15 protein-coding genes are annotated in these 17,964 nt (G+C 52.1%); 14 read left to right on the forward strand and 1 reads right to left on the reverse strand.

Annotation, left to right across the window (positions count from 1 at the left end; translation table 11 throughout):
* Positions 1-125 precede the first annotated feature (125 nt).
* The 7 genes from H522_RS0102275 to H522_RS17095 all read left to right on the forward strand — a co-directional run bounded on the left by H522_RS0102275 (position 126) and on the right by H522_RS17095 (position 8,310).
* Positions 126-1,454 (forward strand): MFS transporter, encoded by a 1,329-nt coding sequence (locus H522_RS0102275; protein ID WP_026961064.1) that lies wholly within the window; start codon positions 126-128, stop codon positions 1,452-1,454.
* Positions 1,455-1,523: 69 nt separating this feature from the next.
* Positions 1,524-3,251: a hydantoinase B/oxoprolinase family protein gene (locus H522_RS0102280; RefSeq protein ID WP_026961065.1), complete on the forward strand. Its 1,728-nt coding sequence runs from the start codon at positions 1,524-1,526 to the stop codon at positions 3,249-3,251.
* Positions 3,248-3,565 (forward strand): cupin domain-containing protein, encoded by a 318-nt coding sequence (locus tag H522_RS0102285; RefSeq protein WP_026961066.1) that lies wholly within the window; start codon positions 3,248-3,250, stop codon positions 3,563-3,565. The genes H522_RS0102280 and H522_RS0102285 overlap by 4 nt, the downstream gene beginning before the upstream one ends.
* Positions 3,566-3,690: 125 nt before the next feature.
* Complete coding sequence (locus tag H522_RS0102290) at positions 3,691-4,458, forward strand: aspartate/glutamate racemase family protein (RefSeq protein ID WP_245577981.1); 768 nt, start codon at positions 3,691-3,693, stop codon at positions 4,456-4,458.
* 89 nt (positions 4,459-4,547) lie between these two features.
* Positions 4,548-6,575, forward strand: coding sequence for a hydantoinase/oxoprolinase family protein (locus tag H522_RS0102295; RefSeq protein WP_026961068.1), 2,028 nt, complete (start codon positions 4,548-4,550; stop codon positions 6,573-6,575).
* A 5-nt stretch (positions 6,576-6,580) separates the two neighbouring features.
* Positions 6,581-7,207, forward strand: a complete 627-nt coding sequence (locus H522_RS22270; RefSeq protein WP_281173062.1) for a hydantoinase B/oxoprolinase family protein — start codon at positions 6,581-6,583, stop codon at positions 7,205-7,207.
* On the forward strand, positions 7,126-8,310 hold the full coding sequence (locus H522_RS17095; RefSeq protein WP_273367573.1) for a hydantoinase B/oxoprolinase family protein: 1,185 nt from the start codon (positions 7,126-7,128) through the stop codon (positions 8,308-8,310). The genes H522_RS22270 and H522_RS17095 overlap by 82 nt, the downstream gene beginning before the upstream one ends.
* 365 nt (positions 8,311-8,675) lie before the next feature.
* Here the strand turns inward: H522_RS17095 and H522_RS17100 are convergent, their stop codons facing one another.
* Positions 8,676-9,125, reverse strand: a complete 450-nt coding sequence (locus H522_RS17100; RefSeq protein ID WP_051343699.1) for a hypothetical protein — start codon at positions 9,123-9,125, stop codon at positions 8,676-8,678.
* Positions 9,126-9,551: 426 nt separating this feature from the next.
* On the opposite strand from H522_RS17100, the gene H522_RS22460 reads away from it, so the two are divergent.
* The 7 genes from H522_RS22460 to istB all read left to right on the forward strand — a co-directional run bounded on the left by H522_RS22460 (position 9,552) and on the right by istB (position 17,852).
* A complete protein-coding gene (locus H522_RS22460; RefSeq protein WP_273368573.1) occupies positions 9,552-10,328 on the forward strand; it encodes a DeoR/GlpR family DNA-binding transcription regulator in 777 nt (258 codons plus the stop codon).
* Positions 10,267-11,607, forward strand: a complete 1,341-nt coding sequence (locus tag H522_RS0102315) for a four-carbon acid sugar kinase family protein (protein WP_162143470.1) — start codon at positions 10,267-10,269, stop codon at positions 11,605-11,607. Before H522_RS22460 ends, H522_RS0102315 begins: the two co-directional genes overlap by 62 nt.
* 24 nt (positions 11,608-11,631) lie before the next feature.
* Positions 11,632-12,657: a 4-hydroxythreonine-4-phosphate dehydrogenase PdxA gene (pdxA, locus tag H522_RS17105; RefSeq protein ID WP_035452183.1), complete on the forward strand. Its 1,026-nt coding sequence runs from the start codon at positions 11,632-11,634 to the stop codon at positions 12,655-12,657.
* A gap of 209 nt (positions 12,658-12,866) precedes the next feature.
* Complete coding sequence (locus H522_RS17110; RefSeq protein ID WP_035452290.1) at positions 12,867-13,865, forward strand: 2-keto-3-deoxygluconate permease; 999 nt, start codon at positions 12,867-12,869, stop codon at positions 13,863-13,865.
* A gap of 241 nt (positions 13,866-14,106) precedes the next feature.
* Positions 14,107-14,322, forward strand: a complete 216-nt coding sequence (locus H522_RS17115; protein WP_051343701.1) for a transposase — start codon at positions 14,107-14,109, stop codon at positions 14,320-14,322.
* 1,302 nt (positions 14,323-15,624) lie between these two features.
* Positions 15,625-17,127 carry an IS21 family transposase gene (gene istA, locus H522_RS0102340; protein ID WP_026961071.1) on the forward strand — a complete coding sequence of 501 codons (1,503 nt, stop codon included), beginning with the start codon at positions 15,625-15,627 and terminating at the stop codon, positions 17,125-17,127.
* Positions 17,124-17,852, forward strand: a complete 729-nt coding sequence (gene istB / locus H522_RS0102345; protein WP_026961072.1) for an IS21-like element helper ATPase IstB — start codon at positions 17,124-17,126, stop codon at positions 17,850-17,852. Before istA ends, istB begins: the two co-directional genes overlap by 4 nt.
* Positions 17,853-17,964: the final 112 nt, after the last annotated feature.

Here is a 17,964-nt window from a genome sequence, read left to right on the forward strand (position 1 = left end):
GTCTTCCACGAGGGAGGCCAATTGAGTAGAAAAAGTTATCAGAAAACTCGGTGAGGGGGTGGTGGCCGCAGAACCATGGGTTTGGAAACGTAATCGGGAAAAAAGTAAAGGAGTGCATCATGCTGATGATAAATGTTGAGCCAGCGGGCGGAAACCTGCAGATCGGGGAACTGTTTAAGGAAATGCCGCTGACGGGACGGCACTGGAAGTCTGGATTTGCAATCTTTTTCTCCTTCGTGATCGAAGCTTGGGAAATGATGATCATCATCCTCATTAGCGGGATGATCGGGAAGGATTTCAAACTTACGGGTGCACAACTCGGTTCGCTAATGGGCTCTATCTATCTCGGTATGATTCCTGGCTGTTTAATTTGGGGCAAACTCACAGATAAAATTGGGCGCAAAAAGACGATGATCTGGAGTATCGGTCTCTATGGTATTGTCTCCTTAATCAGCGCATTCTCTGGAAGTTATGAAATGCTTTGGTGGATGCGATTCCTGTCGGGGGTTGCACTCGGCGGATTGATGGTCGCTTCTTTCCCGTACTTTGAAGAATTGCTTCCGGTCAAAAGCCGCGGCAAAGCGACGGTTTACCTCGCCTCCGGTTGGCCAATCGGCTATCTCATCGCCATCGGACTCACGTATGTGCTACAGCCGCTCGGCTGGCACTGGATTTTGGCTGTCAGTTCCTTGGCGGGACTCTGGGCATTTGTCATTAAAGCATTTGTTCCTGAATCGCCGTATTGGGCTGCTGGAAACGATAAACAACAAGAAGCCAAAGAGGCGATTCAATACTTGTCAGGTGGCAATATTCATACAGATTTAAGCAATGTGAAACTTGTTGTCGATGCGGTTCAACAAGGTTCTTTCCTGGAAATTTTCAAAGTCAAGCTTGCGCGCGCAACCTGGTTGCAACTGTTGATTAACTTTTGCTTCTCTTGGGGTTACTGGGCACTTTCTTCTTGGATGCCAGAACTGCTCGCCAAAAAGGGTTTGTCGACCCCGCAAGGCTTTGGCTTTATGGCGCTGTCTGCACTCTTCATGTTCCCTGGCTACGTTGTGTCTTCGTGGTTAACTGGTCGATTTGGTCGTAAGAAAATCATGATCATCTTCGTAGCACTTGCTGCGGTGAGTGGATTTGGGTTCGCACAATCTGCGAATCTGACACAAATGTACGTGTGGAACTTCGCACTGTCATTCTTTAGCCTCGGTGCTTGGGGCGTTTGGGATACCTGGGTTGGCGAACTGTATCCAACCGAAGTTCGCGGTGTCGGCTACAGCGTTGGTGCTACGGCACAGCGTGTGGCGAATGCAATTGCCCCCATGGTGATTGGTGCCATGCTAGCTAGAAATTCCAGCTTCGCTGGAACGGTGTCCTTCATTACAGCGTTCTTAGTCGTAACTGTAATTGCAACATTTTTCCTCAAGGAAACAGAAGGTGAAATTTTGCACTAAATCTCTCTAGGGCGGAGGGGCTCTCATATTGCCCCTCCGGTCGGTCTACGAGATAGGGCGGGGTGGCTTTTGAAGAAATCGGACGTCTTTACGCTGGAGGTTGTCAAGGACTCTCTGACAGCAATTGGTGAAGAAATGTTCTATGCGCTCGCGCGCACATCAATGAGTCCAATTATTTACGAAGTACTGGATTTCGCTTCGGGTCTTACGGATGCAAAAGGACAACTGCTCACACAAGGAAACGGCGTGACAGGTTTCATCGGGATGTTGACGTCTATGGTCAAGGAAACGCTGAATAAGTTTCAAGATGACCTGCATCCGGGAGACATCATAATCCTCAACGATCCGTACGGCGGTGGAGGTTCACATCTTTCGGATGTAGGACTTGTCATGCCGATTTTCTACGAAGGTGAACTTGTGGCATTTTCGGCGAATAAGGGTCATTGGACGGAAGTTGGCGGGAAGGATCCGGGTTCCTGGACGACCGACTCCACGGAAATTTATCAGGAAGGACTACAATTCCCGACAGTTAAATTGTTTGAGAAGGGGCGCCTTAACCAAGCATTAGTAGATTTGATTGCGGCAAACGTACGTTTTCCTGACCTCTCGCTTGGAGACCTGTGGGCCCAAGTGGCCGGTTTACGGACGGGAGAGAAGCGTTTCCATGAACTTTGCCGAAAGTATGGCAAAGACGTTGTTCTCCAATCTATCGATTATTTGCTTAACTATGGGGAACAACTAGCGCGAGAAGAATTGAAAAAACTGCCGAAAGGCGTGTACACGGCAGAGGATTTTATCGATGACGATGGCCTCGGAAATGGACCGTTTCGTATCGTTTGTCAAGTGACCATTAGTAATGACGAGTTCATTGTGGATTTTACGGGTAGCGACCGACAAGCACCTGGTCCCATTAACTGCTCCTATAGTGGACTCGTTTCGTCGGTTCGTGCCCTGTTTTTAGCGGTCACAAATCCGGGTCAAGACGTCAATGATGGTGTTTTCCGACCTCTCCGGGTGATTGCCGACAAAGGCTCTGTCATTTGTGCGGAGCGCCCAGCCCCGGTGGCAACCAATTGGGAATCGCGGAACTTTGCTGCCGATGTCGTTTGGAAGGCGCTTGCACCGATAGTGCCAGACAGGCTGACCGCTGGGCATTTGGAATCGGTATGCGCTGTCGTACTCGGTGGTGTGAAGCCAGACACGGAGGAACATTTTTTGATTGTGGAACCATCGGTCGGCGGTTGGGGCGCTGGGTTTGGAATGGACGGACAAACTGGCCAATTCTGCATTGGGGACGGAGAGACGTACAACGTTCCCGTGGAAGTAGCTGAGACAAGGTATGGAGTTCGTGTGACTGAGTACAGTTGCCGTGCGGACGGGGCAGGCGCCGGCGAATTTCGTGGAGGATCCGGGGTTGTTCGATCCTACGAAGCCTTAACTAATGGCCAGTTTTTGACGGTTAGTTTCGGTCGACACAAATTTCTGCCTTGGGGTGCAGCCGGGGGTCACGCAGGCTCCAGGAACGAAGTAGAGATTATTCGCAAAGACGGAACACGGGAAGGGCCTTTTGGAAAATGCGCGCGGAAAGTTCTCAATCAAGGTGATGTGGTTCGTTTGATCACGGCTACAGGCGGAGGCTATGGGAACCCGTTGCATCGCGATCCCAGTAAAGTCGCCGAAGATGTGAAGAATGGATGGATTTCTCTGGAACAGGCACGAGATACATATGGCGTGCTTGTCAATCCAGAAACCTACATCGTAGATGGATTTACAGAAGAACGGAGGAAGTCATCATGATTCTCGTACATGAGCACGATGTGGAATCAGAAGGCAATGGCTATGCACTCAAGTTGCTGTTGGAAAACGAAGGAACCCGCCTTGGCATTGTCACGATCCCAGCCGGTACTCGAATTCCTTTCAAAGGTACAGGAGCCCATGAACAGGATGAGTATTCTTACATCGTAAAGGGGTCACTAGTGATTCAAGCGGGGGATAAGCTATATCGCGTTCAAGCTGGTGACGCAACGCTCATCCCAGCTGGGGAAGCCCATTGGTGCTACAACGACGGGAACGAGGATGCTTTGATTGTATGGTCGTTGGTTAGGGGGTAATTTTCTGTGGTTCCATGCAGCGATATTGTGTGCCAAGCAACGCTGCATGGGGCGGTAGAAACCTGAGTGCCGTTTTCCTGAATAGTGTCGGTCTCTTATGCACAATTCGCGAAGGAGGTTATCCGATGAACGCTGAAAGGACAAACGTGGAAAAGAAAATTCTATGGATTAACCCGGTTGCAACCGATGTCTACGATGAGGCTATGTTTCAAATGTTTCAAGATGTAAAAGACCCCTCCACGACGGTCAACGTCCTCTCTTTTCCACCCACTGGACCAACGCACCTAGAATACAACTGCTACGAGATGATGGTCATGCCGCAATTGATGAAGGCGATTCGAAAAGCAGAGGATCAGGGCTACGATGCAGCTGTGATTGGCTGTTTTTATGATCCGGGTCTTCGTGCAGCGAGAGAGATTGCTCGAAACATGACCGTAACAGCACCGGCGGAAGCGTGTCTCCGACTTGCCGCAACATTGGGTGACACGGTTTCCATCATCGTAGGAAGACGAAAATGGATTCCCGAGATGCGAGAAAACGTGTACAAATACGGATACGGTGAAAAACTGGCCTCCTTCAAGGTACTCGACATGGGGGTTCACGATTTTCAGGTTGACCACAATAACACTAAACAGCGCATTCTCCACGCAGCACAGGAAGCAGTCCATAAAGACGGCGCCGAGGTTGTGATTCTTGGCTGCACCATCGAATTTGGGTTCTATCAAGAAGTTCAACGTCAAGTTGGCGTACCCGTTCTAGATGCTACCATTGTACCATTGAAATACGCGGAATATTTAGTGGATCTGCGTCGAAAATTCGGTTGGGGACATAGCAAGGTTGCGGGGTACGAAAGCCCGTCTGAACAAGAAGTTTCTACTTGGTTTTTGTTTTAAATACTTGTTTTAAATACCTATAAAAGCATAGATTTACGGTGACGAATGAAAGCGTATACTCCAACGAATTTTGCAAAGGAGACGTATCGATGCAGAATAAACGACTTGCAATTGACATCGGCGGCACATTTACGGACTTGGTTTTATTCAATGAAGAAAGTCAGACTTATCAGATCCACAAAGTTTTGACGACACCGGAAAACCAAGCAAAAGGCGTTCTTCAAGGGATGACGGAACTCATCGATCGGTTTGCAGAAATCTCGTATTTTGTGCATGGAACAACCTCTGGATTAAACGCGTTTTTGGAGAGAAAAGGCGCGCATGCGGCACTTTTAACGACGGAAGGGTTTCGCGATGTTTATGAGATTGCTCGCGCGAACCGCCCGGATATGTACAGCATCCAGTATCAAAAACCGACCCCGCTCATCAGCCGAAGAGATGTGTATGAAGTGCCCGAGCGAATCTTGGCGGACGGGACCGTCGAAAAACCATTGGACCGACATGTGATGAAAAAGTTGGCCGAAGAAATTGCGAGCAAAGGCTATCAATCCGTCGTTGTCTGCCTTCTTCATGCATACAAAAATCCGGTGCACGAGCAGTTGATTCAGGAAGTATTTGAAGACGTTGCGCCGCACATTTCGTTGAGCCTGTCCCATGATGTCGCTCGCGAGTGGCGTGAATATGAACGCACAAGTACCACGGTTATCAACGGGTATATAGCCCCTATCGTAGAGAAATACCTCACAACGTTGGAAAACGAGACATCATCGCGTGGACTCAAGGGTGATATTTTCATCATGCAATCGAACGGTGGCGTTATGACTTCAAAGGTAGCGAAGCGCCATCCCATTCAAACGTTGTTGTCCGGCCCTGTAGGTGGCACGATCGGCGGTATCAATCTGTCCAAGTTGACAGGGTCGAACAATTTGATTTGCGTAGACATGGGTGGGACGAGCTTTGATGTAAGCATGGTGATTGATGGTAAACCAGACGTTACATCTGAGACGCAGTTGGAAGGTTTTCCAATCCTGACACCGATGGTGAATATTCATACGATTGGTGCGGGAGGCGGTTCCATCGCTTGGATCGAAGCAGGTGGACTACGTGTGGGACCGAAGAGCGCCGGAGCGTTCCCAGGGCCAGCTTGCTACGGGCGTGGTGGAACAGAACCGACTGTGACGGATGCAAATGTGGTCCTGCAGAGAATTGATGCGAACGGGTTTTTAGGCGGGAAGATGAAACTGGATGAAGATGCAGCCTACCGTGCCGTGGCAAATCTCGCGGAACGACTGCGACTAGATCCGATTCAAACCGCTGAGGGGATTTGTGACATTGCCAACGCGAAAATGGCGGACGCCATCCGCACGCTGACCGTGCGCCGGGGCATTGACCCACGAGACTTCACGTTGGTTGCCTTTGGTGGAGCAGGACCCATGCACGCCGTCTTTATCGCCGACTTACTAGATATGAAACGCGTCCTTGTGCCAGCTGCAGCAGGTGTCTTTTCGGCTTGGGGTATGCTCCAGACCGACCTCCGTCATGACGCGGTCCGTACATTCTATCGGAGTGTGACGGACGTTAAGGATGAGTTGGAGCCGGTCTATCAGGAGATGGAGCAGGAGATTGCTGGTGTTTTGGCATACCAGGATATTCCCAAAGACAAAATGACCTTCTATCGAACTGCCGATCTTCGCTATGTTGGCCAAGAATATACGGTCAATGTACCCAGTGACTGTTCGTTGGATGAGTTAATTACCCGTTTCCACGACATGCATCAGAATATCTATGGACACAACAATCCGAATGGTATGGTCGAATTTGTGAACCTCCGTGTCATTGGCTACGGATCCTTGAATCAAACGGCGGATTCAACCAACAAGGATGTGGCTGCAACAACCGTGGAAACAGAAGAAACCCCTGCACCGCGTGTCGTGAAATCCATCATTTTTGGCGGGAACAAAGTCGCGGCTCCGGTGTTTACCCGAAATATGCTCAAACCCGGCCATGCGATTCAGGGTCCGGTCATCATTGAAGGTGTGGAAGCGACCGCCGTTGTACCGCCTCGACATGCAGTTACAGTCGATCCGTTTGGCAACCTGGAAATTACAAAGGAGTGATTCAAATGGCCAACCCGATCACCACAGAAATTATCCGAAATGCGCTTATCAGTGCAGCAGAAGAGATGAATGCCAGTCTTGCAAGGAGTGCATATTCTCCGATTATCTACGAAATGAAGGACTGTAGCGTCGGAATTTTTAGTAAACACGCAGAACTGCTTGGTCAATCCGCGGGATTGCCTATCTTTTTAGGGAACCTTGATCACTGCATTCGACTGACAACGGAGTCCATCGGCGGCATCGAGAATTACAAACCGGGCGATCTTTACATTCTAAATGACTCCTATTTAACCGGTACGCACCTAAATGACATTACGACCATTTCCCCGATTTTCTATAAGGATGATTTAGTTGGGTTCGCGGCGACGCGAGCGCATTGGCTGGATATCGGTGCGAAGGACCCAGGATACCCCATGGATGCAACGGAGATCTATCAAGAGGGAATCCGGATCCCCCCCGTCAAGCTGTATGACGGCGGTGTTCCTCGACATGATGTAATCCACATGCTGACGATCAACAGCCGGTTTTTACGGAAGCGGCATTCGGGGACTTGGGCGCACAAATCGCCGCTTGTCGAACCGGTGAAAAACGATTCAAGGAGATCATTGGGCGGTTTGGTCTCGATACTGTGAATGAAGCGATTGAAGATATTTTCGCTCAATCAGCCCGAATGGACCGTGAATTCATCATGTCAATTCCTGACGGCGTTTACGAGGCGGAAGGATTTCTCGACAATGACGGACACAATACAGAGCCTGTTGTCGTCAAGGTCAAAGTTGAAATCCGGGGCGAGCATATGACGATCGATCTCACCGGATCCAGTCCGCAACAGCAAGGTCAAACGAATTGCGGGTTTGCGCAGACCGTCTCGGCGTGCCGCGTTGCTTTTAAAGACCTTGTCAATCCGCATTCACCGGTTACCGGAGGGAATTTCCGAACGCTTCACGTCATTGCTCCGGAAGGAACCATTTTCAATGCGAAAGCTCCAGCTCCATGCGGTTGGTATTTTTCCGCCCTTGGTCTTCTCATCGATTTGGTGGTTAAGGCACTGTCACCAAGCTTGAAAGAGCAGTGCGCGGCCGCGCACTATGGAGACTCGATGGTGGTTACGTTCGCTGGTGTGGATTCAAAAACCGGCTCCCCATTCTTGAGTGTCGAGGCCACGGCTGGCGGTTGGGGTGGATTTGCTGCACATGACGGACAAAATGGTCTGATTAACAACGTAAACGGCGATTTTAAGAATATGCCGATTGAGATTTTCGAGACCAAGTATCCGATTAAAATGACCACCTATGCCCTTCGTCAAGACTCCGGTGGTGCTGGGGAGAAGCGAGGAGGTACTGGAGTCATTCGCGGATACGAGATGCGAACCGATTCATCCTACGTGTATTTATGGTTTGAACGTTCAAAAACGCCAGCTTGGGGTCTGTTTGGTGGAAAAGATGGAGCGAAACCGAAGGTACTCATCCAATCACCGGATGGAGAAACCGTGGAATTGTTGAAGGTTAATGCCAAACCGTTGAAATACGGGACGGTCGTCACTGCGTATACCGGCGGCGGAGGAGGATTTGGGCATCCCTTCGACCGAGATCCAGAACAAGTCCTTCAAGATGTGAAAAACATGTACGTATCTGTTGAAGCTGCAAAATACGATTATGGTGTTGTCATCGATCCAGATACATTGGAACTGGACACAATTGCAACAATCCGATATCGTACGGCAAATCAAACATGAACCATGGTCATTGCTTCGTTTCATGTACGTCCGGCATGGGCGGTCTCTCTAGGGTGAAAGTCCCGAACGGGGGTTGGCGACATACCTACCATTAGCCAAGAGCAAGGGTGTCCATCGCGAGGTGGAATCTGAAGGAAGCTGGAGGCAAACTCTCGACCCGAGGTACACGAATCGCATCTGAGGTGGACGACTTCGATAAGGAGTTAGAGAAGCGTGGACACCGGTTCGTCCGTAATGCAGATGTGCCTGATTTGACGGTTACGCGAGGCTAACGTGCGTGTGGTACAAACTTGCGCCTACAACCCGCGCCACATCAAGGGTACTGTCAAACTTGAGTTAAAAATCATACTATCTGACCCTCTTTCCTAGGCAGTTGCTGAAGGGTTCAGGTGGCGTAGCTGTAATGGCTCCATCGGGTCCAAGACGCAGGAGCATTTCCAGTGATGATGGATTTGCAGAGGATTCAGATTGCATGCCCAAGCCGCCCAGGCGTGCCGGACGTCCGTAGACAGTATGTCCCGTTCTAAGAAGCGCTGGAGTGGCGTACGGGCCTCGTCAAACCATTTACGAACCTTGCTTCCTTCTCGCCGCTTCCGGATGATTTTGCGTATGGGCAGACAAGCGTTGGCGTCAAGCCATCCGTAGACCGTATTGAGCCAGTCTACATGTTGGGGTGTATCGTAACGAGCGTAGCCCACAATCTCACGTACGAGGGCACGGTTTTTCTGTTCCACATGGGCATTGTCGCTCTTTTTGTAGGGGCGGCTGCGGGTAAACTGCAGGCCGCGCTGCTTGGTGAACTGGAGTAGGGCCATTCATCGAGAATCCGCTGGAGGGCGTCGAGTACAGCCCTCTGGCTGCGTCCAAGGATAGCCCCCGCCGTCGACTGTAGCCGGTGACCATGTCCACGACGGAGACGGCGTACTTTCTCGCATATCCGAGTGTGGTCACGACCTCGTCGATAATCTGGGATTTCTGGGACCTGGTCTTGGCCCCGTGGTAGCGCCCCCGGGCATTGGCAAGGTACTCTCGACGGCTTTTCATGGACATACGCACGACGATCCCTTCGGTTCGATTTCGAGATGAGTGATCTCAATCCCTTTCGGTTAGATTTTAACCGAGTGATCGCGAGCTATTTACAAACTCCTGTGATAGGTGTACTATACTACTGCAACTGAATACGTTTGCAGCAAACGTATTCAGTTGCTGAGAGGTGATGACTGATTGTAACGATAAAGGATATCGCTAATCGAGTGGGGACATCAGTGTCGACCGTATCCCGGGTTCTTAACGGGTTAAACACTCGTGATCAGGATCTAGCACGACGGATTCGTGAAGTCGCTGCGGAAATGAACTATCAGCCGAACGAAGCTGGCCGCAAGCTGCGCACAGGCGTAGACGAGGAATTTGGTCCTGTGTTTGAGGTACGGTCCCGGGAAGGTGTGCAGGAGAAACGGGCAATCGCAGCCCGGGCAGCGACCATGGTTGAACCATCGGATGTCGTCGTTCTGGACTCGGGTTCAACCGTTGCTCAAATGGCCTATTTCCTACCTAAAGGAGTGCTTGTATACACAAATTCCCTAGCGGTTCTACAACCTTTGGCAAGACGCGGGATTCATGTTCACTTAGCCCCGGGACTCTACGTTCCTGCTATGGCTGCCGTTTTTGGCCAGGAGACAGAAGAGTACTTTAGTCGCCATGGCTCCAGCATTTATTTCCTATCATCGGCACGAGTCGATGTAAGGACAGGACTGTTCAATGTGAACCCGTCAACACACGGAGTCAAGCAGGTCGCCTTGGCAAACGCACGCAAGAAGATTTTACTCGTACATCACGACAAATTTTGTGATTCCGGTCTGGAGGCATTTGCTCCGCTCACAGTATTGGACGCTATAGTGACGGACTTTGTCCCGAAAGCATTTCGGGATGTCATTCGGGATAGTGGGGTCAAGGTTTTTGAGACTGCTCTGGGAGAGTGCCGGCGAGACAAAGAAAGGACTGGTGAAAGTCGTGGATAACCTGCCCATCTTTGTTGTTGCCGATGATTTGACCGGGGCAGCGGACGCAGCCAACTACTTCCGCACCGAGACTTACCGTGTCCGGATTACGTTTGATTCGCAAACCCCATGGATGTTTTCTCTCGGGCCAAATGTCGTTCAGGTGTTTGATGCGGAGACTAGGAGCCTCGCTGAACCCGATGCGGCCAAAAGGGTAGTTAGCGCCGGGGAACAGGTGTCCAGGGCACTTCCGCAAGGGTTTCGAGTGTACAAAAAAATTGACTCGACTTTGAGGGGCCATGTGGGAAGCGAGATCGCAGCGTTGCTTCGAGGATTGAGACGAAGAATCGCCCTTCTGGCTCCTGCGTTTCCAGCCAACGGGCGAACCGTATTGGACGGAATTCTGTTTGTGGATGGAATACCTATCAGTCAGACTGCGTTCGCCCGCGACCCTCGTAGCCCGGTGACTGAAGATACCATATCGAAGATTCTCCGGAATACTTCTGATCTGCCGGTCATTCACCTCGGTCGCGAGGTCGTAAGTCAGGGAAGCGCTGCAATTGCACAATTTCTGGATTCCGTTTCGAAAAACATGGCCATCGTCGTCGCGGACGCGGTAACCGATGCTGACCTGGCCAGCCTTGCCGGAGCCGTTGCGGACAGTCAAGATATACTTCCATGCGGATCGGCCGGATTGGCTAAGCAATTGGCAGCCTTCTGGGTGAATGCAGAAGAGCCGGGCGTTGTGGAATCAGATGGGCAGATGCCGGTTTGCGATTGCGTCCTTGTGGCGGTTGGGAGTGCCAATCCTGTTGCGCACGCACAACTGGCGTATGTTGCGGGAGAACTCGGTGTACCGGTCGTTGAGATTCACCCCGCGCTGCTGTCGAGCCCCGTCACTCATGAGAAAGAACTGAAGCGGGCGAAAGATGAATTATTGCATGAGCCCCATCGAATCATCGGTGTAACTCTGTCAGAAAAGCGATCCGAGCGGGATCCAGCCATTCCGGGTAGTTTCGAGGATGATCTTGCACAGGTGGTTTATCACTGGTTTACGCAGGTGTCACAGCAAGCTAAGTCGAGGACTATCGGGTTTGTGGTAACGGGTGGGGACACGGCTCTCGCACTTTGTAAAACTCTATCCGCTACCGCAATTTGGCCAAGAGGCGAAGTGGTTCCGGGGATGCCCTGGAGCCTTGTGGAGACACCACATGGGGACATCCTGATGGTATCTAAGGCGGGTGGATTCGGGAACATGAACGCTTTGGAAAAAGCGGTGGGATTCCTGACGAATCATTAAGACGAGATCGTGGAGATGACGTGTATGAGAAAGCCGATTATTGCAATGACCATGGGTGATCCCGCAGGAATCGGCCCGGAAATCTGTGTACTGACGGCCTTGAGTCCGAGGGTGACCGACAAGGTAAACACATTCATCATTGGTGACGCGAACCGGTTGGAAGAAGCATCAAAAATCCTGGCAGGTGTAGGGAAATTCACCAACAAACCGACCATCCGTTCCATAACGAGCGCAGAGGAAGCGAAGTTCGAAGCGGGAGTCATCGAAGTACTGGACCTTGGCAATGTACCGGCGGATCTGCCGTGGGGCCAACTGAGTGCAACCGCCGGGCAGTGTGCCTACGACTACATCGAGAAGGCTGTTTCGCTTGCGATGGATCACACTATTGATGCTCTGTGTACAGCGCCACTCAACAAGGAAGCCTGGAAGATGGCGGGCATAAAGTTTCCGGGTCACACAGAGGCTTTGGCAGCTTTGTCGGGCTCTCCGGGATCAGCCATGATGCTGGTCAACAAATCTCTGCGAGTCGTTCATGTTACCACTCATGTGAGTCTAGAGCAGGCCATCAAGCTGGTGACAAGGGAGCGGGTACTCGAACGAATTCGGTTGACCGCCGAATCGCTTGCAAGATTTGGGATACGAAATCCCCGAATCGCTGTTGCCGGGCTAAACCCACACGCCGGTGAAGGTGGTCTATTCGGGGACGAGGAGCAGAAGGAAATTATCCCTGCCGTGCAAGCAGCTCAATCCGAAGGGATCAGTGCAAGTGGCCCATGGCCACCGGATTCCATCTATGCGCGGGCAGCAAACGGTGAATTCGATGCCGTTATCGCGATGTATCATGACCAGGGTCACATCGCCATCAAAATGCTTGGATTTGATACAGGCATCAATGTGACGCTTGGTCTGCCGATTTTGCGGACATCGGTTGACCACGGAACCGCCTTCGATATTGCTGGAAAAGGAATCGCCAGGGAGCAAAGCATGATTGAATCCGTGCTTGTTGCCGCGGATTTCCTTTTAGGGAGTAATCGTCAGGAATTGCGATGAGGCTCAGTCGGATCTCATCGGGCGAGTTTTGTGGCTCAGTTACATCTGGGATGGGCGGCGATTACCATCCCAGGTGGATCTCGCGTTGGGTTAGAGCCCCACGCTTTGTATTCATCTACATGAAAGCGCTTATCGACTGTGGTTTTTATAGTGTACAGACTTAACCAATAGCAATCGTCAACAGCACGACTGAGGAGGAGTACATGCTCATGCCAATCAAAAAAGTGATTGACAAGGTTCCGGGTGGGATGATGATCATTCCTTTGTTGATCGGTGCGATTCTTCGTACCCTCTTTCCAAACCTGGCGGACAACACCGTATTCAAGAGTTCGTTCACAGGAGGCTTGTTCCTGGGAGCATCGACCCTGTTGGCCGCCTTTTACATCTGCCTTGGCTCTACAATTGAATTCAAGGCGGCTGGCTACATTTTGAAAAAAGGTATCGCTTTGTGGATCGGCAAGGTGGGCTTGGCCGCTATCATCGGCCTGATTATCAAATTAACTGTACCTGATCAAAACCACATGTTTCTCGGCTTGTCGGCGCTGGCCATCATAGCCGCGTTCTCGGACACGAACGGCGGACTCTACATGGCCCTGATGGGGCAGTTCGGAAAACGCGCAGAAGACGTTGCGGCATACTCTATCATGTCTCTTGAATCTGGACCGTTTTTCACGATGCTGATTCTCGGTGTAGCTGGTCTCGCAGCATTTCCGCTGATGGCCTTCGTATACGCCATTCTACCCCTCATTATCGGCATGGTGTTAGGGAACTTGGACGTGAACATGCGGAAGTTCCTAAGCCCGGCCCAGGGCGTCTTGATTCCATTATTCGCGCTCGCACTCGGATTCGGCATCAATCTGAAGAATGTCGTGGCCGCAGGCATCTCCGGACTGATACTGGGACTCGCAGTAGTAGTGATAACGGGCATTGTCCTTGTCATATTGGATAAGGTTACAGGCGGCACTGGCCTCGGTGGTATCGCAGCGGCGTCTACTGCAGGTAACGCTGCCGCAGTTCCGGTGGCCGTGGCGGCCGTTTATGCAGGCTATAGGAGCATTGCAGCTACTGCGACGGTACAGGTGGCCGCAGCTGTGATTGTGACCTCTATCCTGGTTCCGTTTATTACTGCATGGTTTTCAAAGCGACACGAACAGGCAGAAGCAGCCCAAGGAGGCACAGAGGTTATCGGACAAAACACGAACATGTAATGATGGGGCTAACACTCATACCACTTTGGTGGATACAGGGAGACGTTGGGGTGTTAATCCAATAAACTCAGAACGCTCGGCGTTCCAAGACCGCCTGCTTCAGAGTGCAACATCGCGAATCTTAAGTACGGTGTACGAATCAGTTTTTATCGACTGTTCTTATGTTTGATGCTAGTCTTAACTATGGGCACGGTGAATTGAGAATGTAAAAATAAGGCGATTCCAATTCGAGGTGTTCAGAATGGGACAGCAAAGGAAGTACGACAAGGAGTTCAAAATCAATACTGTGCAGTTGATTTTGGAGCAGGGGAAGCCCGTCACCCAAGTGGCCCGTGAATTGGGGATTTCGGGGAAGACGTTGTATGGGTGGGCCTCCCAGTATAAGAGTGATCCAAAGAATGCATTCGTGGGTAGCGGGAATTTGAAGCCGGACGTCAAGGCACTGCGGGACATGTAAAAACGCATTCGTGATTTGGAGGAGGAGAATGCAAACTTAAAAAGCCATGCGCATCTTCGTAAACGACCGGAAGTAAGATATACGTTCATCTATGAACACCGCTTCGGGTTTCCGGTTCAGAAGATGTGCAGGGTGCTCGAAATATCTCGGAGCGGTTATTATGAGTGGCTGAAGCGGCCTGAGAGCGAACGTGCTCGCCGTCCGAAGCAAGCCGAGGGATTCCACGGGTGGTAAACCAAATCTGTCTGTAGGCCTTGTACGACGCAGCGGCCAGGAACAGTGATGTAGTGGAGGACGCCCACATCCAGTGGGTGTTGGCGGACCAGGAGTGGCAACGAGGAGCGGCCGGATAACCGACTGCTTCTACGCGTCAAGTGACTGTCGAAACAACGGCCACTAAGATGGTGGCATGGCGGTACAGCTCTCACGCCAATGGCGGTGAGAAATTCACCGTCATTGGCGTGAGCGGCTATACGCTGGCTGCGTTGATGCCTTGGTCTGAGATTCTTCCGGCTCATGTGCGCGTCATGTAGCTTTGAAGGTATACTCGATTTGACGGTTACGTAAAAATTTCAACTAAGCCTAGGGACTCGTCGTACCTGCTTGAAACTGACAATACCAATGCCGAACGCACCTGCTGTATTGTTGCCGCTCAAGGTAGAAGTGGTTTAGGCTGGACCACCAAGGGATGGACTGCCATTCGTGCTGATTCCCTGAGCGTTGGATGTTGCAGTCCCATCCTACTGCCCGTTAGGTGTCGCCCTGGCGGGCGACAACACATTTTGCATGGCTTTCAGTTACACTATGGTTCAGCTATACCTGCATGTGAATTATCTGCCTGTACACATGAAGGTATGTTGGCTAACAGAGGGACCAGAACTTGCCGGGGATGCTAGCCAAACTTATGGAATGACCGCTCGAAGCTAAATATACTCAGCATATGGACGCGGCTCAATCGCCATTCCATCGCAAACAACCTCCGGGACTGGCAAATTCGATAACTTTCTCAATTCCTATTTGATCAATTCTTCGAGCGAACTCCGTTTTGCTGCTCACTTCACATCGAAGGCTCTTCGGATACGCTCTGTAGGCGGAATAGGCAGGGCCCTGAATGAAAACGATAACGAATGTAATCGGGTCCAAGGAGTCGAAACTGTATAGCGCATAATAAAAGTGCAGAACACCGCAACGTAAAAATGCAGACTCGGTGCGGTGCCTGCGGATAGTGAATAGGCACTTGCAACACCGCTCTTCCAACTCTACCCTAGGGTTTGGCTAAGAATCCTGGGGAGATGAGAGAGGATGTTGAAAGTGCCACAGCAGCAGTATATCAAGTTTCTCTACGAGAATGGGGACTGTTCGATTTCCGAAATTGCCAGGTCCCTGGGAATCAACTGGCGTACTGCCAAGAAGTACGCCACCAAGGACGACTGGAATGAGCCCCTGCGGCGGCGCAGGAAACGGCATCCCGTTCTTGGCCCGTACCTTGACATCATCGATACATGGCTGACGGAGGAGCAGGCGCTGCCCCGCAAGCAACGGTACACAGCCAAGCGAATCTTTGACCGGCTGCGTGAGGAGCACGGGTTCGAGGGCAGCCGTCGGACCGTCGAGCGGTACGTGGCCCAGCGTCGCAAGGAGCTCAAACTCGAGCGTGCCGAATCCTACGAGCGGCTGGAGCACCCGGGTGGCGAGGCACAGGTGGACTTTGGGACGGCCTACGTGGGACAAGCTGGGCAGTTTGTGGAGCGGAAAGTGCTGGTGATGTCGTTTCCGTTCAGCAATGCCGCCTTCGCCTTCCCGGTGCGTGCGGAGAACACGGAGTGCTTTTTGGAGGCGATGAAACGAATCTTCGGGCGGATAGGAGGTGTTCCGAGCAAGATCTGGTTCGACAATCTGTCGGCGGCGGTCGTCTCCATTGACAAGGACGGCGGGCGGACGTTCACCGACCAGTTCCTTCGGTTCGCAGCCCACTACCGGTTCCAGCCGGAGTTCTGCAACCCGTACAGCGGGCATGAGAAGGGGCATGTGGAGAACAAGGTGGGATACAGCCGTCGGAATTGGCTCGTCTCCCCTCTCGTGTGCGATATCGACACCGAGCTGGAGGAGCATCTGGCCCGTAAGTCAGAGGCTGATATGGAACGCCCGCATTACGCCAAGCATGAGCGTATTGCCGACCTGTGGGAAAAGGAGCGTTCAAAACTGCTCGCGTTACCGGCCACGCCGTTCGAGGTGTTCCGCCTGGAGGCTGCCCGTCTGAACAAGTACCGGGAACTGCGGTTCGAGAAAGCCACCTACCCGTTGCCTCAGTGCCGTGGGCTGGAGACGGTGCTGCTGAAAGTGAAGTGGGATGAAATCGAGGTCTTGTCGAGCGACGGGGAGTACCGGCTCCTAGGGAAGCTTCCACGGCCTTATGCGGACAAGCCCATTACGATTGAGTGGACCACCGTATTCGACGGATACCGGAGGAAACCTCGGTCCGTGATGTACTCGGACCTGGCAAGATACATGCCTCCTTCGGTACGCGCCTTCATACGGGTGGAGGATGCCGAGCTGAGAAAGGCCCGTATCGCCCTCGTTCGTCGCCTGCTGGAGAGCCACGAGATGGCCGAGATAGGCGCGGCGCTCGATACGTTGGCGGGGCACTTCAGCCCGGAGGCTGTCCTCGAGCACACGCTATACGCCATGAAACACCCCGAGTTTCGGCCTGAACCGTTGGTGGAATCGCACACCCCGGTGGAGATTCACGGGCACATGCCCGATCTGAGCCAGTATGACGCCATTCTGGGGGTGAGCAGATCGTGAAACAGGCGTTGGCGGACGCATGCAAGAGTCTGCACCTGGGGTACGTGATGGAGGCCTATGAGGACATTCCCTTCAATGACCGGACCGAATACCTGCTGCGAGTGCTCGAAGCAGAGCTGCGGGGCCGGGAGCTATCCCGCATCCGCAGACTGCTCAAAAAGGCCCGGTTCCCACAAGTGAAGACCCTGGAGGGCTACGACTTTCGGGCTGTGACGTTTCCGCCGCATTGCAGTAAGGAACTGCTGACAGACCTGGCGTTTCTGGAGAGAAAAGAGAACGTCCTCATGCTCGGGAAGGTGGGCACCGGGAAGACCCACTTGGCCATTGCCTTAGGAATGGAGGCTTGTCGACGAGGTCATGAGGTCCGGTTTTTCCGGGTACACGACTTGGTGGCCACGCTGCAGGACAAGTACCAAGCCGGCACGCTGCGTCGGTTCCTGAGTGAACTGCAAAAGGCGGAGCTGCTCATTCTGGACGAAATGGGCTTCGTGCCCTTTCACAAAGATGGTGCTGAGCTGCTGTTCCACGTGATCTCCGACTGCTACGAGCAACGCAGCGTGATTGTGACGTCAAACCTCGAGTTCGGACAGTGGAACACTGTCTTTGGGGACGCCAGGCTGACCGCCGCCTTAGTGGATCGCCTCGTGCACCACGCACATGTACTGGCCTTCACAGGCGACAGCTACCGTCTGCAGCATGCGCTATCTGAGACAAAGTCGTCGTAATCTTCTGTACTGCAGTGCCTATGCACAAATCCGTGTCGTTTCTCTGCACTTTTTACTTGCGAAAAACACGTGACAATCGCTACAAAGCCTCACCTGTAAGGAGGGTTGAGAT

This window comes from Alicyclobacillus herbarius DSM 13609 (assembly GCF_000430585.1).
GTDB lineage: Bacteria > Bacillota > Bacilli > Alicyclobacillales > Alicyclobacillaceae > Alicyclobacillus_G > Alicyclobacillus_G herbarius.